This is a genomic window from Streptomyces sp. A012304, from assembly GCF_026008495.1.
Lineage (GTDB): Bacteria > Actinomycetota > Actinomycetes > Streptomycetales > Streptomycetaceae > Streptomyces.
In genome coordinates, this window is sequence record NZ_BQUN01000103.1 from 96,186 (window position 1) to 120,003 (window position 23,818).

19 protein-coding genes and 1 pseudogene are annotated in these 23,818 nt (G+C 71.2%); 13 read left to right on the top strand and 7 right to left on the bottom strand.

Annotated elements, in window-relative coordinates:
* Positions 1-115 precede the first annotated feature (115 nt).
* The 8 genes from ALMP_RS26170 (at position 116) to ALMP_RS26205 (ending at position 9,374) form a co-directional block, all read left to right on the top strand.
* On the top strand, positions 116-871 hold the full coding sequence (locus tag ALMP_RS26170) for a YcnI family protein (RefSeq protein ID WP_264932425.1): 756 nt from the start codon (positions 116-118) through the stop codon (positions 869-871).
* A 98-nt stretch (positions 872-969) separates the two neighbouring features.
* On the top strand, positions 970-1,623 hold the full coding sequence (locus tag ALMP_RS26175; RefSeq protein WP_264932427.1) for an SCO family protein: 654 nt from the start codon (positions 970-972) through the stop codon (positions 1,621-1,623).
* Complete coding sequence (locus ALMP_RS26180) at positions 1,620-2,072, top strand: copper chaperone PCu(A)C (RefSeq protein WP_264932429.1); 453 nt, start codon at positions 1,620-1,622, stop codon at positions 2,070-2,072. The genes ALMP_RS26175 and ALMP_RS26180 overlap by 4 nt, the downstream gene beginning before the upstream one ends.
* Positions 2,073-2,084: 12 nt before the next feature.
* Complete coding sequence (locus tag ALMP_RS26185; RefSeq protein WP_264932431.1) at positions 2,085-4,358, top strand: copper resistance CopC/CopD family protein; 2,274 nt, start codon at positions 2,085-2,087, stop codon at positions 4,356-4,358.
* Positions 4,359-4,366: 8 nt separating this feature from the next.
* Positions 4,367-5,650, top strand: coding sequence for an iron uptake transporter deferrochelatase/peroxidase subunit (gene efeB, locus ALMP_RS26190; protein WP_264932433.1), 1,284 nt, complete (start codon positions 4,367-4,369; stop codon positions 5,648-5,650).
* Positions 5,651-5,768: 118 nt separating this feature from the next.
* A complete protein-coding gene (pheA, locus tag ALMP_RS26195; protein WP_264932435.1) occupies positions 5,769-6,701 on the top strand; it encodes a prephenate dehydratase in 933 nt (310 codons plus the stop codon).
* A 586-nt stretch (positions 6,702-7,287) separates the two neighbouring features.
* Entirely contained in the window at positions 7,288-8,565 is a 1,278-nt protein-coding gene (serS, locus tag ALMP_RS26200) for a serine--tRNA ligase (protein ID WP_264932437.1), read from the top strand.
* Positions 8,562-9,374, top strand: coding sequence for an HAD family hydrolase (locus ALMP_RS26205; protein WP_264932439.1), 813 nt, complete (start codon positions 8,562-8,564; stop codon positions 9,372-9,374). The genes serS and ALMP_RS26205 overlap by 4 nt, the downstream gene beginning before the upstream one ends.
* 652 nt (positions 9,375-10,026) lie before the next feature.
* Here the strand turns inward: ALMP_RS26205 and ALMP_RS26210 are convergent.
* The 5 genes from ALMP_RS26210 to ALMP_RS26230 all read right to left on the bottom strand — a co-directional run bounded on the left by ALMP_RS26210 (position 10,027) and on the right by ALMP_RS26230 (position 13,915).
* Positions 10,027-10,320: a hypothetical protein gene (locus ALMP_RS26210; RefSeq protein ID WP_264932441.1), complete on the bottom strand. Its 294-nt coding sequence runs from the start codon at positions 10,318-10,320 to the stop codon at positions 10,027-10,029.
* A 93-nt stretch (positions 10,321-10,413) separates the two neighbouring features.
* Entirely contained in the window at positions 10,414-11,133 is a 720-nt protein-coding gene (locus ALMP_RS26215) for an ABC transporter permease subunit (protein ID WP_264932443.1), read from the bottom strand.
* A gap of 10 nt (positions 11,134-11,143) precedes the next feature.
* Entirely contained in the window at positions 11,144-12,055 is a 912-nt protein-coding gene (locus ALMP_RS26220) for an ABC transporter ATP-binding protein (protein ID WP_264932445.1), read from the bottom strand.
* Positions 12,052-12,960, bottom strand: a complete 909-nt coding sequence (locus ALMP_RS26225) for an ABC transporter permease (protein WP_264932447.1) — start codon at positions 12,958-12,960, stop codon at positions 12,052-12,054. The genes ALMP_RS26220 and ALMP_RS26225 overlap by 4 nt, the downstream gene beginning before the upstream one ends.
* Entirely contained in the window at positions 12,950-13,915 is a 966-nt protein-coding gene (locus ALMP_RS26230) for an ABC transporter ATP-binding protein (protein WP_264932898.1), read from the bottom strand. The genes ALMP_RS26225 and ALMP_RS26230 overlap by 11 nt, the downstream gene beginning before the upstream one ends.
* Positions 13,916-14,209: 294 nt before the next feature.
* On the opposite strand from ALMP_RS26230, the pseudogene ALMP_RS26235 reads away from it, so the two are divergent.
* From ALMP_RS26235 to ALMP_RS26255, 5 genes and pseudogenes are all read left to right on the top strand, one after another.
* A pseudogene (locus ALMP_RS26235) lies at positions 14,210-14,404 on the top strand (Xaa-Pro aminopeptidase); the annotation flags it as partial.
* Positions 14,401-16,188: an SDR family oxidoreductase gene (locus tag ALMP_RS26240; RefSeq protein WP_264932449.1), complete on the top strand. Its 1,788-nt coding sequence runs from the start codon at positions 14,401-14,403 to the stop codon at positions 16,186-16,188. The pseudogene ALMP_RS26235 and the gene ALMP_RS26240, both read left to right, overlap by 4 nt.
* Positions 16,189-16,424: 236 nt before the next feature.
* Entirely contained in the window at positions 16,425-16,973 is a 549-nt protein-coding gene (locus ALMP_RS26245; RefSeq protein WP_264932451.1) for an RNA 2'-phosphotransferase, read from the top strand.
* 156 nt (positions 16,974-17,129) lie between these two features.
* Complete coding sequence (locus ALMP_RS26250) at positions 17,130-18,032, top strand: LLM class flavin-dependent oxidoreductase (protein WP_264932453.1); 903 nt, start codon at positions 17,130-17,132, stop codon at positions 18,030-18,032.
* 60 nt (positions 18,033-18,092) lie between these two features.
* A complete protein-coding gene (locus ALMP_RS26255; RefSeq protein WP_264932455.1) occupies positions 18,093-18,992 on the top strand; it encodes a Cof-type HAD-IIB family hydrolase in 900 nt (299 codons plus the stop codon).
* A gap of 1 nt (position 18,993) precedes the next feature.
* On the opposite strand, the gene ALMP_RS26260 is transcribed toward ALMP_RS26255, so the two are convergent.
* Complete coding sequence (locus tag ALMP_RS26260) at positions 18,994-20,058, bottom strand: M23 family metallopeptidase (RefSeq protein WP_264932457.1); 1,065 nt, start codon at positions 20,056-20,058, stop codon at positions 18,994-18,996.
* 220 nt (positions 20,059-20,278) lie between these two features.
* On the bottom strand, positions 20,279-23,776 hold the full coding sequence (gene cydD, locus ALMP_RS26265; RefSeq protein ID WP_264932459.1) for a thiol reductant ABC exporter subunit CydD: 3,498 nt from the start codon (positions 23,774-23,776) through the stop codon (positions 20,279-20,281).
* Between the last annotated feature and the right edge of the window lie 42 nt (positions 23,777-23,818).

Here is a 23,818-nt window from a genome sequence, read left to right on the forward strand (position 1 = left end):
CACCACCCACGGGAGAGGCCGCCGTCGTGCGGCACACGCGCGTGCGCACCTTCGTCGTGCCCACGCCGTCCTCACCGTCGGAATCACTCGAACAACCAGTGGAGTGTTCGCTGAAATGAAGATCTCTCGTCTCGCCGCCGCCGCTGCCGTCGCCGGCTCCACCGTCCTCCTCGTGTCCGCTCCCGCCTTCGCGCACGTCACCGTGCAGCCGGAGGGCACCGCCGCCAAGGGCGGCTACGCGGTGGTGGACTTCCGCGTGCCCAACGAGCGCGACAACGCCTCGACCACCAAGCTGGAGATCAACTTCCCGACCGACCAGCCGCTGTCCTCGGTCCTGCCGCAGCAGATCCCCGGCTGGAAGATCGCCGTCACCAAGAGCAAGCTCGCCAAGCCGCTCGAGGTGCACGGACGACAGATCTCCGAGGCCGTCTCCAAGGTCACCTGGACCGCCGAGGGCAAGGGCATCCAGCCCGGCTTCATCCAGCAGTTCCCGGTCTCCCTGGGCATGCTGCCCGAGGACAGCGACGAGATCGTCTTCAAGGCGATCCAGACGTACTCCAACAAGGAGGTCGTGCGCTGGATCGAGGTGCAGCAGAAGGGCGCGGAGGAGCCCGACAACCCGGCGCCGGTGCTCGCGCTGTCGGACGCCGAGGACGGCCACGCGCACGGCTCCACCGCCTCCACGGCCGCCGAGGACTCCCACGAGGACTCCGACGACGCCAAGGCGGCCTCCGCCACGACCGAGGCCGCCTCCGACACCGACAGCAGTGACACCACGGCCCGTGTGCTGGGCGTGGTCGGCATCGTCATCGGCGCCGCCGGAGTGGCGTACGGCGTGCTCGCGGGTCGCCGCCGCGCCGACGCCTCCTGACCACCGAAGCTCGCTCCACCAGGGCGCGTACCGGGTGCGGGGCCCTTGCGCCCCGCACCCGGTACGCGCCGGATCTCCCACATCCAGGACATTTCCCTATGCGCAAGAAGACGCTCGCCGCGGCCGCCCTGCTCGCCGCGGCCACCCTCACCCTCTCCGCCTGCGGCAGCGGAGCCGACAGCGCCGACCCGGTCGCCGCCGTCTCCGGCGGCAGTTCCTCACAAGAGGGCGCGACCGTGCTGGACCAGCCCTTCACCAAGCCGAACCTGGTGCTGACCGACACCCAGGGCAAGCAGTACGACCTCCGTAAGGAGACCGCGGGCCATCCCACACTGCTCTACTTCGGCTACACCCACTGCCCCGACGTCTGCCCGCTGACGATGAACAACATCGCCGTCGCGAAGAAGCAGCTGCCCAAGGCGGAGCAGGACGAGCTGCGCGTCGTGTTCGTCACCACCGACCCGGCCCGGGACACCGCCGCCGCCCTCGGCACCTGGCTCAAGGGCATCGATCCCGAGGTGGTCGGTCTCACCGGCGACTTCGCCACTATCCAGACCGCCGCGCGCACCGTCGGCATCTCCATCGAGCCGCCGCACAAGGACAAGAACGGCAAGCTCGTCTCCACCCACGGCACCCAGGTCATCGCCTTCTCCCCGAAGACGAACGGCGGATACCTCCTCTACGGCGAGGGCGTCACGGTCGACCAGTACACCAAGGACCTCCCGAAGATCATGAAGGGGCAGAACCCGTGAGGCGGTTCGCCCCCGCGGCCCTGGCCCTGACCGGCGCCCTGGTCCTCGTGGGCTGCGGCTCCGACGAGGCCTCCGGCGCCGACTTGTCCGTCAGCTCCGCCTACATACCGCAGCCGGTCTCCGACTCCATGGCGGCGGGCTTCCTGACGATCACCAACGAGGGCGGTACGAAGGACGAACTGACCTCCGTCACCAGCACCGTCGCGGGCAGCGTCACCGTGCACCGGACCGCCGGCGGGTCGATGGAGGAGGTCGACTCCCTCGACGTCCCGGCGCACGGCCGGCTGGTGCTGGAGAGCGGAGGGAACCACCTGATGCTCGAGAACCTGAAGCGCAAGCCGAAGCAGGGCGAGAAGGTGACCGTGGAACTGCACTTCGCCGAGTCCGGCACCGTCAAGGTCGAGATGCCGGTGGAATCCGCCACATACACGCCCAAGACCGGGCACTGAGGAGGAACCACCTTGACGCAGGCCATCGCCCCCCGCGTACGGATCCTGCTGCTGCTGTTCCTGGCGGTCACCGGCGCGCTGCTCGCCGGTGCCTCGCCCGCCTCCGCGCACGCCGCGCTGACCGGCAGCGACCCCGCGCAGGGGGCGGTGGTCGACAAGGCACCCGCGCAGGTGTCGCTGACCTTCTCCGAGCAGGTCTCCACGAACGGCGACTCGCTGCGGGTCCTCGATCCCAAGGGCACCCGCGTCGACACCGGCGAGCCGTCCAACGTCAGCGGCACCACCTACGCCGTGCGGCTCCACTCCGGGCTGCCCGACGGCACCTACACCGTGACCTACCAGGTGGTCTCCGCCGACAGCCACCCCGTCGCCGGCGCCTACACCTTCTCCATCGGCGCCCCCTCCAAGACCAGCGTCTCGGTCTCCGACCAGCAGGCCGGCGGCGGTGTCGTCGGCGGGCTGTACGGGTTCGGACGGTACGTGTCGTACGGCGGGTTCATCGTCATGGTCGGCGCGGGCGCCTTCGTACTGGCCTGCTGGCCGCGCGGCACCGGGGTGCGGGCCGTGCAGCGGCTCGTCGTCTCCGGCTGGGTCGCGCTCACCGCCGCCACCCTGTTCCTGCTGCTCCTGCGCGGCTCCTACACCGGCTCCGGGAAGGTCGGTGACATCTTCGACCTCGACCTCCTCGGCCAGGTGCTCCAGACCAAGACGGGCGCCGCGCTGGTCTCCCGGCTGCTGCTGCTCGCCGCGGCCGCGCTGTTCATCGCCGTGCTCTTCGGCGCCTACGACAAGCGCGAGGACGAGGAGAAGCGGGACCTCACCTTCGGGCTCTCCCTCGGCGGAACCGTCGTGGCCGCCGGGCTCGCCGCCAGCTGGGCGATGTCCGAGCACGCCTCGGTCGGAGTCCAGGCGGGCATCGCGATGCCGGTCGACGTCGTGCATCTGCTGGCCGTCGCCGCCTGGCTGGGCGGGCTGTGCGCGCTGCTCGTGGCGCTCTACCGGGCGAACCCCCCGGTGGAGGCGGCTGCGGTCCGCCGGTTCTCGCAGGTCGCCTTCGGCAGCGTCGTCGCGCTCGTCGCGACCGGCGTCTACCAGTCGTGGCGCCAGCTGGGCTCCTGGTCGGCGTTCACCGACACCCGCTACGGGCAGCTCCTGCTCGTCAAGATCGGATTGGTGGCGCTGCTCGTCGGCGTCGCCTGGATCTCCCGTCGGTGGACGGCACGGCTGACGGGGGTGCCCACGGTCGAGTCGGCGGGTGTGGGGGCGGCGGGTGTCGAGTCGCCTGCTGGGAGTCCGGCCGCTGCGGCTGCTGCTGGGCGGACGACCGCCGCGGAGGCTGCTGCTGGGGAGACGCCGGCTGGGGAGACGGCCGCTGCCGAGCCGGTCGGAAAGGCCAGGGCCGAGGCCGAGACAGCCGCTGCCGAGCCGGTTGGAGAGGCCAAGGCCGAGGCAGAGACAGCCGAGGAGACGACGGCCGAGGCCAAGACGTCGGCCGCCACGATCGCTGCCGCTACCGCAGCACTGGGCTCGGACTCGGGTTCGGACTCGGACTCGGGTTCGGTGTCAGGCCCGGGTGCGGGGGCGGGGCCGGCGTCGGGGTCGAGGCCAGCGTCCGCGTCGGCGTCGGCGTCCGCGTCGGCGTCGGTGTCCGCGTCGGGCGGTGGTACGCGGCAGGCAGCCGACGGCTCCGACCCCGCCGACTCCGAGCGGGCCGCGCAGCTCGCCCGGCAGCGTGCCGCCGTGGACACCGCGCGGCGCAAACGGCTCCGGGACGCCGACCCGCACCGCCTCGGCCTGCGCCGCTCCGTGCTCGCCGAGGCCGGTGTCGCCGTCGTGCTGCTCGCCGTCACCACCGCGCTGACATCCACCGAGCCGGGCCGTACCGAGCAGGAGGCCAAGGCGGCCACGGCTGCCTCGTCGTCCTCGTCGTCGACGGGCGCCTCGGGCGCCCTGACCCTCGACATGTCGTTCGACACGGGCGGCACCGACGGCAAGGGCGTCGTCAGCGTCGACCTCGACCCGGCGCGGACCGGCGCCAACGAGATGCACGTCTACGTCACCCGGCCCAACGGCCGCGCCTTCGACGTCCCCGAGGTGAAGATCGCCTTCACCCTCGAAACCAAGGACATCGGGCCACTGCCCGTCGTCCCCGACCACATCACCACCGGCCACTGGTCGGCGAACGGAGTGCAGATCCCCATGGCCGGCGAGTGGAAGATCGCCGTCACCGTGCGGACCTCCGACATCGACCAGGTGACCGTCTCCAAGAACGCGCAGATCGGCTGAACCGCACCATGCCTGACCAGTCCATTTCTGAGGCCCCTGACGCCGAGGTCGTCCCCGGGGAGCCGTCCGCTCCCGGGGGGCTGACCCGGCGCACGCTGCTCGGCACCGCCGGCGCCACCGGCCTCGTCCTCGGGGCGGCGGGCGCCGCCGCCGGGTACGCCGCCGCGCCCACCCAGGCGACCCCGCTCTCCTCGATCGGTGCCGACCGGGTGATGTTCCACGTGAAACATCAGCCCGGCATCACCCAGGGCCTCCAGGCCCGAGGTCACCTGGTCGCCTTCGACCTCGCCGCCGGCGCGGGCCGCAAGGAGGCCGCCGCCCTGCTGCGCCGCTGGTCGGAGACTGCCCGGCGGCTGATGGCGGGCGAGGCCGCGCCGCACGACGACACGGACGTGGCCCGGGACGCCGGCCCCTCGTCCTTGACGATCACCTTCGGCTTCGGCCACAGCTTCTTCGCCCGTACCGGCCTGGAGAAGCAGCGCCCGGTCGCCCTCGACCCGCTGCCGGACTTCTCTTCCGACCGGCTCGACAAGAGGCGCAGCGACGGCGACCTGTGGGTGCAGATCGGAGCGAACGACGCCCTGGTCGCCTTCCACGCCCTGCGCGCGATCCAGAAGGACGCGGGCAGCGCGGCGAAGGTCCGCTGGCAGATGAACGGCTTCAACCGGACCCCGGGCGCCACCGCCCATCCCATGACGGCCCGCAATCTGATGGGCCAGATGGACGGCACCCGCAATCCCAAGCCGACGGACGCCGACTTCGACCAGCGGATCTTCGTCCCGGCCTCGGGCTCGAACGACCCCGCCTGGATGGCCAACGGCTCCTACGCCGTCGTACGCCGCATCCGCATGCTCCTCGACGACTGGGAGAACCTGTCGGTCAAGGCCCAGGAACAGGTCATCGGGCGTCGCAAGTCCGACGGGGCGCCGCTGAGCGGGGGCACCGAGACGACCGAGATGGACCTGGAGAAGACCGACGCCGACGGCGATCTCGTCGTGCCGCTCAACGCGCACGCCCGGATCACCCGCCCCGACCAGAACGGCGGCGCGGCGATGCTGCGGCGGCCGTTCTCCTACCACGACGGCATCGACGCCGACGGCGTCCCGGACGCCGGTCTGCTGTTCATCTGCTGGCAGGCCGACCCGCTGCGAAGCTTCGTCACGGTGCAGCGCAAGCTGGACCGCGGGGACGCCCTCTCGCAGTACATCCGCCACGAGGCGAGCGGCCTGTTCGCGGTGCCGGGCGGGGCGGCGGAAGGGGAGTACGTGGGCCAGCGGCTGCTGGAGGGATGAGACACACGGGACGGCCGTGGCACGTCGAGCAGCGGCTTCAGGTCACGCGGGTTCACTCGCGTGAGGGGTGGGCGGGAAACACGGCTCCTGGTTTCACAAGGCCCATTAGGGTGAGGTCATGCCAGCGAGCTATGCCTATCTCGGCCCCGAGGGCACCTTCACGGAGGTCGCCCTGCGCACGCTTCCGGAGACGGCCACCCGTCAGCTGATCCCGTACGTGTCCGTGCAGTCAGCGCTGGACGCCGTACGCGCAGGCGAGGCCGAGGCCGCGTTCGTGCCGATCGAGAACTCCGTCGAGGGCGGGATCACCGCCACCCTCGACGAGCTGGTCGCGGGCGCGCCGCTGATGATCTACCGCGAGGTGCTGCTGTCGATCACCTTCGCGCTGCTGGTCCGGCCCGGCACCAAGCTGTCGGACGTCAAGACGGTCACCGCCCACCCGGCCGCACAGCCGCAAGTGCGCAACTGGCTGAAGGCGAACCTCCCGGACGCCGTCTGGGAGTCGGCCGCCTCGAACGCCGAGGGCGCCCGCCTGGTCCAGGAGGGCCGCTACGACGCCGCCTTCGCGGGCGAGTTCGCGGCCGCCCGGTACGGCCTGGAGGCCCTGGAGACCGAGATCCACGACGCCAAGAACGCGCAGACGCGGTTCGTGTTGGTGGGCCGTCCGGCCCGGCCCGCCGCGCCGACCGGCGCGGACAAGACGTCCGTCGTGCTGTGGCAGCGCGACGACCACCCGGGCGCGCTGCGCGATCTGCTCGCCGAGTTCGCCACGCGCGGTATCAACCTGATGGTGCTCCAGTCGCGGCCGACCGGCGCCGGTATCGGCAACTACTGCTTCTGCATCGACGCCGCCGGCCACATCTCCGACCGGCGCATGGCCGACGCGCTCATGGGGCTCAAGAGGATCTGCCGTGATGTGCGGTTCCTCGGCTCCTACCCACGTGCGGGCGTGATCGCGGGAGACGTCGAGGCTCCGCCGGCCGGAACGTCGGACGCGGAGTTCGTGGCGGCGGCGGACTGGGTGGCGCGCTGCCAGGACGGCCGTTTCTAGCCGGTCCTCGGCTCCGTAGGTCTGCCTCCCTGCGGTCGTACATGTCTTCGGTCCTACCTGCATATCTTCCTTGTCCACAGAAGTTATCCACAGGGCGGCTTCTCGACCTGGGGACAAGTCGACAAGGAAGGGTCGGTCGGTCGACAAATCGCCCTACAGGGCGGAAGGGGAGCGCTCACCCCGTCACTCGCCCTTCGTCCACTCTTTTCCTTTGAACAATCCTTTGGGATGACCCCTTTCCACCGAAAGTGGGCGCGAGACAGGTTTGAGCCAGGCATTCCTCACTCCGGCCAGACCATCCGGAGTGATCAATTCCGAAGTCCACAGATGTTCCACACACCCTGTGGATAACTTTTCTGGAGCGGTGCACCCCTGTGGACAACCGGCCCGCCAAGTCCCTTTCTCCACAAGGGAATCGGCGAGAAGCGATAGGAAACGGGTCAACTCGGCGCCACACCGCTGCTCCGTCCCAGGGGGTGAGACACTTTCCCTTGACACGCTACGCAATTCACCCATAACGGCAGGTAAGGCGCGGCCTGAAATAGCGAGTCGTGGGCGGCAACCCCGCACGGGTAGCCTTGACCGCGTGATTGACCTTCGCCTGCTCCGTGAGGACCCCGACCGTGTGCGCGCCTCCCAGCGCGCCCGTGGAGAGGATGTCGCGCTCGTCGACGCTCTCCTGTCTGCCGACGAGCGGCGCAGGTCGTCCGGCGTCCGCTTCGACGAGCTGCGCGCCGAACAGAAGTCCCTCGGCAAGCTCATCCCCAAGGCCTCCGCGGACGAGAAGGCCGAGCTGCTGAAGAAGGCGAGCCAGCTCGCCGCCGACGTCAAGGCCGCGGACGCCGAGCGCGACGCCGCCGACGCCGAGACCCAGGAACTCCTGCTCCAGCTGGGCAACCTCGTCCACCCCGACGTGCCCGTCGGCGGCGAGGAGGACTTCGCCACGCTCGAGACGCACGGCGAGATCCGCGACTTCGCCGCCGAGGGCTTCGAGCCCAAGGACCACCTGGAGCTGGGCCAGCTCCTCGGCGCGATCGACGTCGAGCGCGGCGCGAAGGTCTCCGGCTCCCGCTTCTACTTCCTCACCGGTGTCGGCGCCCTGCTGGAGCTGGCCCTGGTGAACGCGGCGATCGCGCAGGCCACCGCCGCCGGCTTCACGCCCATGCTCACCCCGGCGCTGGTGCGTCCGCAGTCGATGGCCGGCACCGGCTTCCTCGGCCAGGCGGCCCAGGACGTCTACCACCTCGACAAGGACGACCTGTACCTGGTCGGCACCTCCGAGGTCCCCCTCGCCGCGTACCACATGGACGAGATCATCGACGCCGAGCGCCTGCCGCTGCGCTACGCCGGGTTCTCCCCCTGCTTCCGCCGCGAGGCCGGCTCGCACGGCAAGGACACCCGGGGCATCTTCCGCGTGCACCAGTTCGACAAGGTCGAGATGTTCACGTACGTCACTCCCGAGGACTCGCAGGCCGAGCACCAGCGCCTGCTGGAGTGGGAGAAGCAGTGGCTGACGTCGCTGGAGCTGCCGTTCCGGGTCATCGACGTCGCGTCGGCCGACCTGGGCTCGTCCGCGGCCCGCAAGTTCGACTGCGAGGCGTGGATCCCGACCCAGGGCAAGTACCGCGAGCTGACCTCGACCTCGGACTGCACCGAGTTCCAGTCCCGCCGCCTCCAGATCCGCGTCCGTGAGGGCAAGCAGGTCCGCCCGCTGGCCACGCTCAACGGCACCCTGTGCGCCGTTCCGCGCACGATCGTGGCGATCCTGGAGAACCACCAGCAGGCCGACGGTTCCGTGCGTGTGCCCGAGGTGCTGCGCCCGTACCTCGGCGGCCGGGAGGTCCTGGAGCCGGTGGCCCGGTGAGCGAGGCCGCCGCGGGATTCCCCTACCGGCTGATCGCGACCGACCTCGACGGGACGCTGCTGCGCTCCGACGAGTCGATATCGCGACGCACCCGTGACGCCCTCGCCGCGGCCACCGCGGCGGGGGCCGCCCATATCGTCGTCACCGGCCGCGCGGTCCCCTGGACCCGTCACATCCTCGACGACCTCGGCTACGACGGTCTCGCGGTCTGCGGCCAGGGCGCCCAGGTCTACGACGCCGGCGAGCACCGCCTGCTGACCTCGGTCACCCTGGACCGGCAGCTGGCGGGCGTGGCCCTGGCCAAGATCGAGGCCGAGGTCGGTCCGCTGTACCTGGCGGCGAGCCGGGACGGGCTGGAGGGAGAGGTGCTGGTCGGCCCCGGTTACGCCGTCACCGGCAGGCTCCCGGCGACCCCGTTCACGGACGCGTCCGACCTGTGGTCGGCCCCGCTGAACAAGATCTACATACAGCACCCCGAACTGTCCGACGACCAGCTGGCCGAGGCGGCCCGCCAGGCCGCGGGCGGCTTCGTCACGGTGGCGATGGCCGGCGAGGGCATCGTGGAGCTCCTCCCCCTCGGCCTCTCCAAGGCCACCGGCCTCTCCCTCGCCGCCCGCCGGCTGGGCCTGAAGGCCGCCGACACGATCGCCTTCGGCGACATGCCCAACGACCTACCGATGTTCGCCTGGGCCTCCTACGGCGTCGCCATGGCCAACGCCCACACGGAACTGAAGGCGGTGGCCGACGAGGTGACGTCCTCCAACGAGGAGGACGGGATCGCCGTGGTGGTGGAGCGCCTGCTGGGCTGACCGCGGATCGTCGTGCCGCCGGGGCGGGGGGCGGTGGGCGCAGCGGCACTCCGCAGGTGCCGGATCACCGCACACTCGCCCGCCCACCCCAGCGCGGGTCGCCTCTGCTCAGAGGCGGAAGTCGGGAAGGCGGCCCACGCGAGCGCAGTGCTCACGTGCTCGAAGCGGCCGCCCCGGGCAGCTCCCCGTGCGGGGCGGGCTCGACGGAGGGGTAACTACTCCGGAGCCCGCCACGGGCTGCCCTGACGGAAGCGGAACGAACTGCCGTGCATGGGCATCGCCCCGCTCCTCTCCCGGTCTGTGACGCCGGTTCCTCCCCGGCACTGCGGACACAACAACTGTGCCCGCCGGACGAGTTGGGCGCCACCGAATAAAACGGGTGTGCGGGGGCTTAGGGGACGACGGCCGACAGACGCCGCCCGACGGCCGGGAGATGACGGCCGACAGACGACGGCCGGCAGGGGGAGCACCGGCAGGCTTGAGCGTTGTGGGCGCTTCGGGGGCTGGGGCGGGGCGCTTGTCGAAGTCCCCCGCCCGCCGACGCCGCGCCCCTTCCCCGTCGACGCCGCGCCCGCATCCCCTCGGATGCCGATGCGGACGCCGCCGCCGACGCCGTACGGAATTGCGGTCCCCGCGTCGAGTCCGTGCCGGGTTACCGGCGGCGCCACCGGCGGCGGCGGGCCTTGCTGAAGAACCAGCCCGCGGGCGGCTCGTCGGAGCGCCACGGCTGCGGCTCGGGCTCCTTGCCGCGCCAGCGGGCTGCGAGCATCCGGGCCCGGGCGGACGGTTCGGATGTCTCGGCGGCCCGTATGAAGTCCTCGTCCAGGACGAGGTCGTCCCAGGTCCCGTCCGAGGCCCGGCCCGCAGCCGGGTCCGAGGTCCCGTCCCCGGACGGCCCGCCGCCCTCGCGCTCCCGGCCGTCGTACCGCGCCGCCTCGTCCGCCATCGCCGTCCTCCCGGCCGACCTTCCCGTCGTATCCGCTTTGCCCAGTGTGCCCGGACGGAGGTGAAGCCCCCGTCAAGAACCCTTCGTCGGCGCCTACTCCTCGCCCGCCAGCGTCAGCGCCCGCAGCTTCTGCCCGGCGTACCAGGTGGCCAGGACCGTCACCGCGACCAGCAGCACCGTCGCCGTGGTCAGCCCGACGTCCGAGGTGACCAGGTCACCGCCGGCCACCTTGTGAGCGACGGCCAGCGACCACTGCTGGACGCTGAGGGTCCGCGCGCCCGGCACCAGGGAGCCGAACAGGGCCTCCCAGACAAGGGCGTAGACGAGGCCGAAGACCACCGCGTGCCGGGACACCGTGCCCAGCAGCAGGAAGAGCGCGGCATAGGCGATGGAGGAGACCAGCGCGGCGACCGTGTAGGCCACGGCGATCTGCTGGCCGTTGCCGTTGAGGATGAACCCGGCGATCAGGGTCGGCAGCGCCGAGAACACCATCGTCACCGCGATCGCCACGATCAGCTTGGTGTAGATGATCGTGGGTCGCTTGACCGGCTTGGACAGCAGGTAGACCACGGAGCCGTCGTCGATCTCCGGGCCGATCGCGCCCGTGCCCGCGATGACGCCGATGATCGGCACCATGGTGGCGATCGCGAATCCGCCCAGCAGGTCCGACGCCGTCTGGTCGTCGGCGCCGGTCAGGGCGCGCACGACGACGGAGATCGCGATCAGCAGCAGCGGCAGCGCGCCGAGGATGAGGGCTCGGCGACGGCCGAGCAGAGCCCGATAGGTGAGCCGGGCGACAGTGGGGTCGTACATCTTCGGCCTCCTACGCCGCGACCAGGTACGAGAAGACGGACTCGAGGGACTCGTCGGACGGCGAGACCGTGAGCAGCCGGATGCCGTGGTCGCGCGCCACCCTCGGCAACAGGGTCGTGAAGCGGCCGAAGTCGACGGCCTGGACGCGCAGCGCGCCCTCGGCGAGGTCGACTTCGATGCCGGATGTCGACGGGTCGGCGATCAGCGCGGCCGCGAGGGCGCGGTCGTCGCTGGAGCGCACCAGGTAGCGGTGCGGGCGGTCGGTCATCAGGCGGCGGATCCGGCGGAAGTCGCCGCTGGCCGCGTGCCGGCCGGCGACCACGACCTCGATGTGCCAGGCGAGTTGCTCGACCTCTTCGAGGATGTGCGAGGAGAACAGCACGGTGCGGCCCTCGTCGCCCATGCGCCGCAGCAGCTCCATGAGCTGCATGCGCTGGCGCGGGTCCATGCCGTTGAAGGGTTCGTCCAGCAGGAGCAGCGAGGGGTCGTGGACCAGGGCGCTGGCCATCTTCACGCGCTGCCGCATGCCCTTGGAGTAGGTGGAGATCTTGCGGTCCTGCGCGTACTCCATCTCGACCGTGGCCAGGGCCCTCTGGGCGGCCTTGGCGCCGAGGCCGTGCAGTTCGGCGTTGGCGACGACGAACTCGCGGCCGGTGAGGAAGTCGTACATCGCCTCGCGCTCGGGGACGATGCCGATGTGCTTGTAGATCGCCTCGTTGCGCCACACCGGCCGGCCGTCGAGGGTGACGGTGCCGGTGGAGGGGGCGAGGAAGCCGCCCATCATGTTGATGAGGGTGGACTTTCCGGCGCCGTTGGGACCGAGCAGGCCGGTGACGCCAGGGCCGATGGTCATGGTGATGTCGTTGACGGCGACCACGTTGCCGAACCAGCGCGAGACGTGGTCGAGGGAGAGCGTGGTCACAGGCCCACCTTCCGGTAGCGGCGCATCAGGAGGCCGTAGCTGGCGGCGACGAGGCCCAGGGCGACGATGACATACACCACGCCCTCGCTCTGGGACGGGCCGATTCCGCCGGGGAAGGCGGAGGTGGCGCCCAGGAACGCGGACTGCACTCCGTCGATGAGGGTGATCGGCGAGAACAGGCCGATCCAGGGGGTGGCGTCGGTGCTGCCCTGCGCGTCGGCGATGGCCTGGAGCGTGGAGACCGCACCGTAGGAGATGGTCAGGACGGCGATGACGGCCGCGATGCCGAAGCCGCGGCGCGGGGTCACCGAGGCGATGACCAGGCCGATGCCGGCGAAGAGCAGGGAGAGCAGTGCCACGGAGACGAGCCCTTGAGCGAATCCCTCGGTCTGTTCCGAGAAGTCGAGCTTGGCCAGCAGGGCGCCCACGTAGAGCACCAGCAGCGGGGCCGCGGTGAGGATGAACATCGCCGACGCCAGCGCCGCGAACTTCGCGCGTACGTAGTCGGCGGTCTCGATCGGCCGTGAGAAGTACAGCGGCACGGTCTTGAAGCGCAGGTCGCGCGAGACGGACTGGGGTGCCTGCGAGGCGACGTACAGGCTGATGACGGCCTGCATGACGATCGCGTACCGCGTGTAGTCCAGGGGGAGGTCCTTGGCCTTCGTGGCGACCGCGACGGCGACCATGATGGCCGCGGGCACGCACATCACCACGAAGAGCAGCATGGGCAGCACTTTGGACTTCACCGAGCGGCCGAGGCCGTAGGCGCCGCGCAGGGACTGCGAGTAGAGGGAGCGGCGGGCGTAGGAGCGGCCCAGGCGCGGGCCGTCGTAGCTGCGGTAGCCGATGTTGTGGATGCGGGTCTGGTCGCCCTGCGCGGGCGCCAGGGGGTGCTCAACCGCCATGGCCGACGGCCTCCTTCCTCGTCGCGTCGCTGTCCGTGAAGACCTCCGAGATGTGGTGCCGGCGCTGCTCCATGCGGACCAGGCCCAGGCCGAGGTCGGCGACCACGTCCCGCACCACGTCGTAGGTGTCCTCGCTCTGCGCGGTCAGCAGCAGGATGTGGCCGGCGCCCGGCAGGCCGCTGTCGGTGTCGAGGACGTCCACCCCGCGCGCGTGGAGCGCCTCGCGGACCGCGCGGGTGCCGTCGGGGTGGGTGTCGGTGTCGGTGACCTCGATCGCGAGGGTGGTGGTGGTCTGGGTGAAGTCGGTGGTGGAGCTGGAGCGCAGGAGCTTGCCGCCGTCGATGACGACGACGTGGTCGCAGGTGCGTTCGAGTTCGCCCAGCAGGTGGGAGGTGACCAGGACCGAGATGCCGAAGTCGGTGTGGACACGGCGGATGAGGCCGAGCATCTCGTCGCGGCCGACCGGGTCGAGGCCGTTGGTCGGCTCATCGAGGAAGACCAGCTGCGGGTCGTGCACCAGGGCCTGGGCGAGCTTCACGCGCTGCTTCATGCCGGTGGAGTAGCCGCCGATGGGTCGGTAGCGCTCCTCGTACAGGCCGACATGGCGCAGGGTGTCCGCGGTGCGCTCGCGCGCGGCGGTGGGCGGCAGGCCGGACATGCGGGCCATGTGCACGACGAACTCGGTGGCCGAGACGTCGGGCGGCAGGCAGTCGTGCTCCGGCATGTAGCCCACGCGCTCGCGGATGGCGGCGCCCTTGGTGGCGACGTCGAGGCCGAGCACCTCGGCTCGGCCCTCCGTGGCCGGGGACAGACCCAGCAGGATCTTGATCAGGGTGGACTTGCCGGCGCCGTTGGCACCGACGAGTCCGGTCACACCCGGCCCGATGTCCACGGACAGCCGGTCGAGAGCGGTCACCCGGGGGAACCGCTTGCTCAGGCTTTCGGTCGCGATCACAGTCACGTCTTCGACGGTAGTGACGCACACCATGGAATGCGTCAGACCTCAGAGCCGTCTTCGGGTCAGACCTCAGACGTAGGGGTCCGTAGGGGATGCCCTGCTTGAGAGTTACGGGCGGTGATCGGCGGGCCTGGGGTGCGCCCTATTGACGCCTTCTCTAACAAGTGCGAGATTCGGGCGAGTCACCTGACGATCGCGTACCGCGACCACCGGGACCGAGGTGCCATGACAACGGCAGTGACACGCGAACTCTCCGCCGACCTGCGCGTATTTCGCCTTCGCGCGTGCCGGTGGTCGCCGTACCGTTTCTCCGACCATCCGCCGCGGCCGGTCCTGTGGGCGGTCGAACCCCATCCCGACTTCCGCGGTACGGGCGCGACGTTCGAGGAGCTCCGCGTGGTCACCGACTCCCGGGGTCCACGGCAGAGCGCCTTCTGGCTGGACGACGATCTGCCGCACGTGCGGCGCTGGGCGGAGGGGAAGTGACCGTGCTGGAGGGCGCGCGAGAGCGCTGGGTGCGTACGGGCGGGATCGAGTTGTGCGTCGCCGAACTGGGCGATTCGCAGCGGCCGACCGTCGTCCTGGTGCACGGCTATCCGGACAGCAAGGAGGTGTGGTCGGAGATCGCCGTCCGTCTCGCCGACCGCTTCCACGTGGTGCTGTACGACGTCCGGGGCCACGGCCGGTCGTCGGCGCCGCAGCCGCTGCGCGGGGGTTTCACGCTGGAGAAGCTGACGGACGACTTCCTGGCGGTCGTGGACGCGGTGAGTCCGGACCGCCCGGTCCATCTCGTCGGCCATGACTGGGGATCCGTGCAGGCATGGGAGTTCGTCACGGTCGAGCGCACCGAGGGCCGTATCGCGTCCTTCACCTCCATGTCCGGACCGTCGCTCGACCACTTCGGTCACTGGATCAACAAGCGCCTCAAGCGCCCCACTCCACGCCGGGTCGCTCAACTCCTCGGCCAAGGAGCCAAGTCCTGGTACGTCTACCTGCTGCACACACCCGCACTGCCCGAACTCGCTTGGCGGGGCCCGCTCGGCAAGCGCTGGCCGGCCATGCTGCGCCGTATGGAGAAGGTGCCCGGCGGCGACTACCCGACCTCCTCCCTGCCCACCGACGCGGCCCACGGCGCATGGCTGTACCGCGACAAAGTCCGCGCCCGGCTGCGCAGTCTACGCCCCGACGCCCACGCGCGCGTGCCGGTGCAGCTCATCACACCCTTGGGTGACGCGTTCCTGTCGGAGCGGCTGTACGACGAACTGGAGCGGTGGGTGCCGCGGTTGACGCGGCGGACGCTCGCCGCGAAGCACTGGATCCCCCGCACCCGTCCCGACCAAGTCTCCGCTTGGATCGCCGACTTCGTCACCTCGGTCGAACCCGAGAACGGTGCCGTGGGTGGCGCCGTGAAGTCGAACGCGGTCTCCGCTCGGAAGGCGCCGTACGCCGACCGCTTCGGCGGGCAGCTGGTGCTGGTCACCGGGGCCGGCAGCGGCATCGGGCGCGCCACGGCGCTGGCGTTCGCGAAGGCCGGCGCGCGCGTGGTGGCCGTCGACCGGGACGGCGAAGCCGCCTCCCATACAGCCGAGTTGTCCCGTCTGAGTGGCGCGCGGACGGCCTGGGCGGCGACGGTCGACGTCTCCGACGAGCAGGCCATGGAGGATTTCGCGAAGAAGGTCGCCGCCGAGTACGGCGTGGTCGACGTGCTGGTCAACAACGCGGGCGTCGGCCTCTCCGGCCCCTTCTTCGACACGACGCCCGACGACTGGCGCAAGGTTCTCGACGTCAACTTGTGGGGTGTCATCCATGGTTGCCGCCTCTTCGGCCGGCAGATGGCCGAGCGCGGCCAGGGGGGCCACATCGTCAACATCGCCTCGGCGGCGGCCTTCCTCCCGTCGAGGGCCCTGCCCGCTTACAGCACGTCGAAGGCGGCGGTCCTGATGTTGAGCGAGTGCCTGCGCGCCGAACTCGCGGGCCAGGACATCGGGGTGAGCGCCATCTGCCCGGGCCTGGTGAACACCAACATCACGTCCACGGCGTCGTTCGTCGGCGTCGATCCGGAGGAGGAGCGACGTCGGCAGCAGAGCTCGGCACGCCTGTACAGGTTGCGCAACTACCCACCGGAGAAGGTCGCGCGCGCGGTCCTGCGCGCCGTGGTCCGCGACGAGGCGGTCGTCACGGTGACCCCGGAGGCTCGTGGCGCGCATCTTCTGTCACGCCTGGCGCCAGGGGTGTTGCGGCGACTGGCACGCATGAAGCCGCCGCTGTGAACGCACTTGAACCTTGCGGGCTTGTGATGCTTGAACACCCACCGCCGATCGGATGCTTGGGCAGGGATGACGTAAGTCCTTTTATTCTTATGGAGGTTGATCAACACTCCTGACCGCGCGGCTCGTTGTCCACAGAGACGCCAAGTCGCCCTGTGGATAACCTCAGTTGGTTGTGGATCAAACATGCGCGGCAAAAGAAAATGCGTGATCCGTGTCTCTCCCGCCATGCTGTGCGGATGGACGAACGACGCACCGTGAAGGTGTCGAAGTACCTCTCGAAGCATCTGCGCCACCAGCCCGAACGCATCGGCCTCACCCTCGACGAGGGTGGCTGGGTGGAGATCGAGACACTGATCGCCGCCGCCACGGCGCACGGGTTCCCCTTCACTCGGGAGGAACTGGACCACGTCGTCGCCGCAAACGACAAGAAACGCTTCGCGATCGAGGGCACCCGCATCCGTGCCAGCCAGGGCCACAGCATCGAGGTGGACCTGGGTCTGCCCCCGGCGACTCCGCCGCCGTACCTCTACCACGGGACCGTGGCCCGGTCTCTGGACGCGATCCGGGCCGAGGGGCTGCGGCCGATGAACCGGCACGACGTACATCTCTCGGCCGACCGGGAGACCGCGACCCGGGTCGGAGCCCGCCGGGGACGCCCCGTGGTGCTGTCCGTGGACGCGGGCGCCATGCACCGCGACGGCCATGTCTTCCACGTCAGTGCCAACGGAGTGTGGCTGACGCGAGCCGTGCCGCCGCAGTACCTGCGTTTCCCCGAGTCCCACTGAAACCCACTGGTTCCCGCCGAGCGAGTTCCTGATGTGCCGCCGCCCGGTGACCTGGTGCACAAGGAGTTCATCCTGGTCGGCCTCGGTCCGTGGCTGACCGACCGCGTCCGGTGACCGTTTCACGTGAAACACGGTCGGCCGCATACGCTCGATGACATGAGTCTGCGACTGAGCACCGTGATCCTCCCGTACCGCCGCTGGCACGACGGCGGCCGTTCGGCCTGGACGCGCGCCGAGCAGCTCGGCTTCCACACCGCGTACACCTACGACCACCTGTCCTGGCGTTCCTTCCGTGACGGCCCGTGGTTCGGCGCGATCCCCACACTGACCGCCGCCGCGGCCGTCACCGACCGGCTGCGCTTGGGCACCCTCGTGACCTCGCCGAACTTCCGCCACCCGGTGACGCTCGCCAAGGAACTGATCTCGCTCGACGACGTCTCCGGCGGCCGCGTCACTCTCGGCATCGGCGCCGGGGGCACCGGCTTCGACGCCACCGCTCTCGGCCAGGAGCCGTGGACCCCGCGCGAGCGGGCCGACCGTTTCGCCGAGTTCGTGCCACTGCTCGACCGGCTGCTCAGCGAGGACTCCGTGTCGTACGAAGGCGACTTCTACGCCGCGCACGAGGCGCGCAACATCCCCGGCTGCGTCCAGCGTCCGCGTCTGCCCTTCGCCGTAGCCGCCACCGGGCCGCGCGGGCTGAAGCTGGCGGCCCGCCACGGTCAGGCATGGGTGACCACCGGCGACCCCAAGCTGTACGAGAGCGGCACCCCGGAACAGTCGGTGCAGGCCCTCCGCGGCCAGCTGGAGAAGCTCACGGACGCCTGTGCGGCCCTGGGGCGGGACCTGCGCACGCTGGACAGGATCCTGCTGACCGGCTTCACCCCGGACCGTGGACGCCCGTTGGAGTCCCTGGACGCCTTCGTCGACTTCGCGGGCCGGCACCAGGAGCTGGGCTTCACCGAGCTGGTGATCCACTGGCCCATCCCGGACTCCGACTTCGCCGCCGACGAGAAGGTCTTCGAGCAGATCGCCATGGAGGCACCGGCCCAACTGCGCTGACGTCGACGCTCAGTGGGCTGCGCCTCATCTGTGCGCACTCCCACACGTTCGTGCGGGCATATGCGGGAGAATGACTTGGTGACCTCAGCGACTCGACAGCCCGAGACCCCGCCCGCCACCACCCCGCCGCGGCTGATCGCCACCGACCTGGACGGCACTCTGCTGCGTGACGACAAGTCCGTGTCCCCACGGACGGTCGCGGCCCTCGCCGCCGCCGAGGAGGCGGGCATCGAGGTCTTCTTCGTCACCGGCCGCCCGGCCCGCTGGATGGACGTGGTCAGCGAACACGTCCACGGACACGGCCTGGCGATCTGCGGCAACGGTGCCGCCGTGGTCGACCTGCACGGCGGCCCCGGCGCCCACCGCTTCGTGAAGGTGCGCGAACTGGCCCGGGACAACGCCCTGGACGCGGTCCGCCTGCTGCGCGAGGCGGCGCCCGGGACGATGTACGCCGTCGAGCAGACATACGGCTTCTACCAGGAGCCGGAGTATCCGAAGATGCACATGGAGATCCCCGACTCCCTCGCGCCGGCCGAGGAACTCCTGGCGCCGGACGCACCCGGGGCCGGGGAGCCCGTCCTGAAGATCCTCGCGTTCCATCCGACGCTCGACCCGGACGCCTTCCTCACCCTGGCGCGACTGGCCATCGGCGACCGGGCCAACGTCACCCGGTCCAGCCCCAGCGCCCTGCTGGAGATCAGCGGCCCGGACGTCTCCAAGGCCAGCACGCTCGCCCTGTGCTGCGCGGAGCGCGGAATCTCCCACGACGAGGTCGTCGCCTTCGGTGACATGCCGAACGACGTCGAAATGCTCACCTGGGCGGGCCGTTCGTACGCCATGGGCAACGCGCACCCGGATGTCGTCGCCGCGGCCTCCGGACAGACGGTCGCCAACAACGAGGACGGGGTCGCCGTCGTGATCGAGCAGCTGATCGCCGAGCGGGTCCAGTCCTCCAACTGACTCATCCGACGGGTGCGCCGCGGGCGGCCAGCCACGGCGCCGGGTCCACCGCCGACCCCGTCTCCGGGGTGACCCGCACCTCGAAATGCAGATGCGGGCCGGTGGAGTTGCCGCTGGTGCCCGACTGGGCGATCCACTGCCCAGGAGCCACGCTCTCGCCCTGGTCGACGGAGACGGACGCCAGGTGGGCGTACTGCGTGTAATAGCCGTCCGAATGCTCGAGCACGACCTCGATGCCGAACGGCCCGCCGCACGACACGCGCACCACTCGGCCCGCGCCGACCGCTCGCACGGGCGTCCCGATCGGTACCGCGAAGTCCTGCCCGGTGTGCCGGTTCGCCCAGCGCTCACCGCCGCTGCCGAAGGACGCCGACAGGGAGTACGCCTCGACGGGCGCGACCCACAGCCCGGTGAGGTGAGTCGGCGGCTGGTCGAGCCGTACGGCACCGCGGCAGGCACCGGCGGCGACGGAGGCGTCCGCCTGTCCCTGCAACTGCCAACGTGCCTGTTCGAGTTTCTGCTCGATGTCCTTCTTCAGGACGGCGAGTTCGACGTTGCGCCGCTCCAGCGTCTGCCAGGCCTCCGCGGCCTGCGCCTCGTCGGCGGCCAGCCGCGCCTCCGCCCGCCGGTGCTTGTCGATCGCGTTGTCCACGGCGAGGCTTGTCCTCTCGAACGCATGCTGTCCCCGCATCAGCTCGTCGGGACTGCGCGCCAGGACGACCTGCGCGGCGGCCGGCAGTCCACCGCCTTCCCGGTACTGGGCGCGCGCGATGCGACCCAGGTCCTCGCGCAACAAGGCGATCCCCTGCCGCTCGCGGTCGAGGAGTTCCTCCAGCCGCAGGGCCTCGGCCCGTTGCACCTCCGCCTCCAGCCGTCCCGCCTCGTACTGCTGCGTGGCCACGGCCGCCTCCTCGTACAGCCGCGCCACCTGCGCGCCGATCTCGCTGTCCGCGCCGGAGCCCTCACCGCCGAGATCCGCGTCGGTGTCCGCGGGCCGCGCCGCGAGCACCGCGGCCGCACACAGCAGAGCCGGAACCAACAAGCGACGGCGGCGAGATGAGCGCATGTCAGCGATCGTGTCCCGACCGCCCGGTGCCGGTCCTGTTCAAGTCGTACGCCTGGGGGACCGGCCGACCCGAATGGCTCAGCGCGAGCACACCGGACGGCCCTGTCGAGCACACGGCAGCCTCAGGAGGCAGTACGGCGGGGAACGCCCGATCCCCGGGGCGGAGACGAGCCGGTACGGCGGACATCGCGCGTCCCCCCGGGCAAGGTGAGAGCGGCTCTCACCTCACCCCCACCAACTCCTCGGCCGCCGCCTCCCGTTCCACCATCCTCCGCAACGGACCCTCCACGGCGGCCAGCTCCGCGTACGCGCCGCGCTGCACGACCCGTCCCTCCTCCAGGACGACCACCTCGTCCACCGCCTCGAGCCCGGCCAGCCGGTGGGTGATGAGCAGCGTCGTACGGCCCTCGGTGGCCGCCAGCAGGTCCGTGGTGAGCGCGTCGGCGGTCGGCAGGTCGAGGTGCTCGGCGGGCTCGTCCAGCACCAGGACGGGGAAATCGGCGAGGAGGGCGCGGGCCAGCGCGAGCCGCTGCCGCTGCCCGCCGGACAGCCGGGTCCCGTGCTCGCCGACGAGTGTGTCGAGTCCCTCGGGCAGGCTGTCGGCCCACTCCAGCAGCCGGGCCCGTCCGAGCGCGTCCCGCAGCTCCTCCTCGGTCGCGTCCTTCTTCGCCAGCAGCAGGTTCTCGCGGACCGAGCTGTCGAAAAGGTGCGCGTCCTGCGCGCACAGCCCCACGAGCCGCCGCACGTCGTCGCCGTCGAGGGCGTAGGCGTCCACCCCGCCGAGGGTGTACGAGCCCGCGCCCGCGTCCAGGAAACGCAACAGCACCTGCGCGAGCGTCGTCTTGCCGGAGCCGGACGGCCCCACGACGGCGATCCGGCGCCCCTGCGACAGGGTCAGGTCGAGGCCGGCGAGCGCGTCCCGGTCCTGCCCGGCGTGCCGGGCGGCCATTCCCCTGACGACGAGCGGGAACGGCGACACGGGCGCCTGCCGGGGCCGCTCGGGCTCACGCACCGGCGCTGGGGAGTCCAGGACCTCGTACACCCGCTCCGCGCTCCTACGGACCCGCTGGCGGTACTGGACGGCCAGCGGCAGCCCCAGGACGGCCTCGAACGCGGCCAGCGGGGTGAGGACGACGACAGCCATCGCCACGCCGTCCAGGCGGCCGGCGCCGACCGCCTGGGCGCCCACCAGCGCGGCGGCCGCGACAGTCAGTCCGCAGACGAGCGCCGTCAGCCCGTCGCCGAGCGCGGTGGCGGTGGCCGCGCGCGAGGCGATCCGGGTGAGCACGGAGTCGGCCGCGCGCACCTCGGCGGTCCGGCCGGGCAGGGCACCGGCCACGGTCAGCTCGGCGGTGCCGGTCAGCAGGTCGGCCGTACGGGTGGCCAGCACCCCTCGGGCGGGAGCGAGCCGGCGTTCGGACCTGCGCGCCACGGCCCCGGTGACCAGCGGAACACCCACACCGGCCACCAGCAGCCCGGCTGCGAGGACGGCTCCGGCCTCGGGCAGCAGCCACCCTGTGAACGCGACGGAGCCGGCCGAGACGACGACGGCGGCACCGGTCGGCAGCAGCCAGCGCAGCCAGTAGTCCTGCAAGGCGTCCACGTCGGCGACGAGCCGCGTCAGCAGGTCTCCCCGGCGGGTGGCGCGCAGTCCGGCGGGTGCCAGCCGCTCCAGCCGCCGGTAGACGGCGACCCGCGTGTCGGCCAGCATCCGCAGCACCGCGTCGTGCGACACGAGCCGCTCGGCGTACCGGAACACGGCCCGCCCGATGCCGAAGGCCCTGGTCGCCGTCACGGCCATCATCAGGTACAGCACCGGCGGCTGCTGCGAGGCGCGCGAGATGAGCCAGCCGGACGTGGCCATGAGCCCGACGGCGCTGCCCAGGGCGAGGCTGCCGAGCAAGAGCGCGAGGGCGAGCCGGCCGCGCCGGGCGCCGGCCATGTCACGGATCCGGGCGAGAACCTTTCCCGGGGTGCCCGTGGCAGGTGTCTCGGCCGCCTCCGCCTCGGAGGAGGCGTCCACGGCGTAGACGGCGGTGCCCTTGGCCGCGGCAGGCCCGTGCGGCCCGTTCGGTCCTGCCGTGGGCTCGGTCGGCGCCAGCCGGACCACCCGGTCCGCCGCCGCCAGCAGTGCCGGCCGGTGCACCACCAGCAGGACCGTCCGGCCGGCCGCCAGCCGCCGCACGGCCGCCACGACCTCCGCCTCGGTCTCCCCGTCGAGCGCCGCCGTCGGCTCGTCCAGCAGCAGCACCGGCCGGTCCGCGAGGAACGCCCGGGCCAGCGCGAGCCGCTGCCGCTGCCCCGCGGACAGCCCGGCCCCGTCCTCGCCGAGCACGGTCCCGGCCCCGGCGGGCAGAGCCTCCACGAACTCCAGAGCCCCCGCGTCGGCCAGCGCACGGCGCACGGCGGCGTCATCGGCGTCGGGACGCGCCAGCCGTACGTTCTCAGCGATCGTGCCGGCGTACAGATGCGGGTGCTGCGGCACCCAGGCGATACGGGACCGCCACTGGTCGAGATCGAGATCCGAGAGGTCGGCTCCCCCGACGCACACCCGACCGTCAGTGGGGCGTACGAAGCCCAGCAGTGCGTTCAGCAGCGTCGACTTGCCTGTGCCGCTCGGCCCGACGAGCGCGACCGTCTCCCCCGGCTCGACGGTGAAGGACACGTCCGAGACGGCGTCGGCGGACCGGCCGGGATAGCGGACCGTCACGCCTTCGAAGACCACACCGCCCTCGGGTACCGCGCCGGTCCCCGAGGACGGCACGGGTGTCTCCAGCACGGCGAAGATCTCCTCGGCGGCCGCGAGCCCCTCGGCAGCGGCGTGGTACTGCGCCCCGACCTGCCGCAGCGGCAGATACGCCTCGGGCGCCAGCACGAGGATGACCAGGCCGATGTACAGGTCCATCTCGCCATGCACGAGCCGCATGCCGATCGTCACCGCGACCAGCGCCACCGAGAGCGTCGCCAGCAGCTCCAGCGCGAACGACGAGATGAACGCGATCCGCAGCGTCCGCATGGTCGCCCGCCGGTAATCACCGGTGATGCGCCGGATGGATTCGGCCTGCGCCTTGGCCCGCCCGAAAACCTTCAGCGTCGGCAGCCCCGCGACGACGTCCAGGAAGTGTCCGGACAGCCGGGACAGCAGCCGCCACTGACGGTCCATCCGCGACTGCGTGGCCCAACCGATGAGCACCATGAAGATCGGGATCAGCGGCAGCGTGCCGACGATGATCGCGGCGGAGACCCAGTCCTCGGTCACGATCCGCGCCAGCACGGCCACCGGCACAACCACCGCCAGGCCCAACTGTGGGAGATAGCGCGAGAAATAGCCGTCGAGCGCGTCCACGCCCCGTGTGGCGAGGGCAACCAGCGAGCCGGTCCGCTGCCCGCTCAGCCATCCGGGACCGAGCAGGGTCGCCCGTTCCAGCAGACGCCCCCGCAGCTCCGACTTCACGGCGGCGCTCGCGCGGTGTGCGGCCAGCTCGGTGAGCCAGGCGACCAGCGCGCGTCCGATGGCCACGGCCACCAACAGCAGCAGGGGGTTGCGGAGTCCGGACACGGACAGTCCGTGCTGGAAGGCGCCGACCACCACCTCGGCGATGAGCATCGCCTGCGCGATGACCAGCGCCGCCCCGACGGCGCCCAGGCCGACGACCGCCACCAGGAAGAGGCGCGTGGCGCTGGCGTACCGCAGCAGACGCGGGTCGATCGGTTTCACGTGAAACACACCCTCTTCTCAAGGGGCGTGTTTCACGTGAAA

Coding starts and splice junctions, on each gene's coding strand:
- ALMP_RS26245 (WP_264932451.1), top strand. CDS start 16,425: ATGGACGAACGACGCACCGTGAAGGTGTCGAAGTACCTCTCGAAGCAT.
- ALMP_RS26250 (WP_264932453.1), top strand. CDS start 17,130: ATGAGTCTGCGACTGAGCACCGTGATCCTCCCGTACCGCCGCTGGCAC.
- ALMP_RS26260 (WP_264932457.1), bottom strand. CDS start 20,058: ATGCGCTCATCTCGCCGCCGTCGCTTGTTGGTTCCGGCTCTGCTGTGT.
- ALMP_RS26225 (WP_264932447.1), bottom strand. CDS start 12,960: ATGGCGGTTGAGCACCCCCTGGCGCCCGCGCAGGGCGACCAGACCCGC.
- ALMP_RS26175 (WP_264932427.1), top strand. CDS start 970: ATGCGCAAGAAGACGCTCGCCGCGGCCGCCCTGCTCGCCGCGGCCACC.
- ALMP_RS26215 (WP_264932443.1), bottom strand. CDS start 11,133: ATGTACGACCCCACTGTCGCCCGGCTCACCTATCGGGCTCTGCTCGGC.
- pheA (WP_264932435.1), top strand. CDS start 5,769: ATGCCAGCGAGCTATGCCTATCTCGGCCCCGAGGGCACCTTCACGGAG.
- ALMP_RS26255 (WP_264932455.1), top strand. CDS start 18,093: ATGCGGGAGAATGACTTGGTGACCTCAGCGACTCGACAGCCCGAGACC.
- ALMP_RS26210 (WP_264932441.1), bottom strand. CDS start 10,320: ATGGCGGACGAGGCGGCGCGGTACGACGGCCGGGAGCGCGAGGGCGGC.
- ALMP_RS26170 (WP_264932425.1), top strand. CDS start 116: ATGAAGATCTCTCGTCTCGCCGCCGCCGCTGCCGTCGCCGGCTCCACC.
- efeB (WP_264932433.1), top strand. CDS start 4,367: ATGCCTGACCAGTCCATTTCTGAGGCCCCTGACGCCGAGGTCGTCCCC.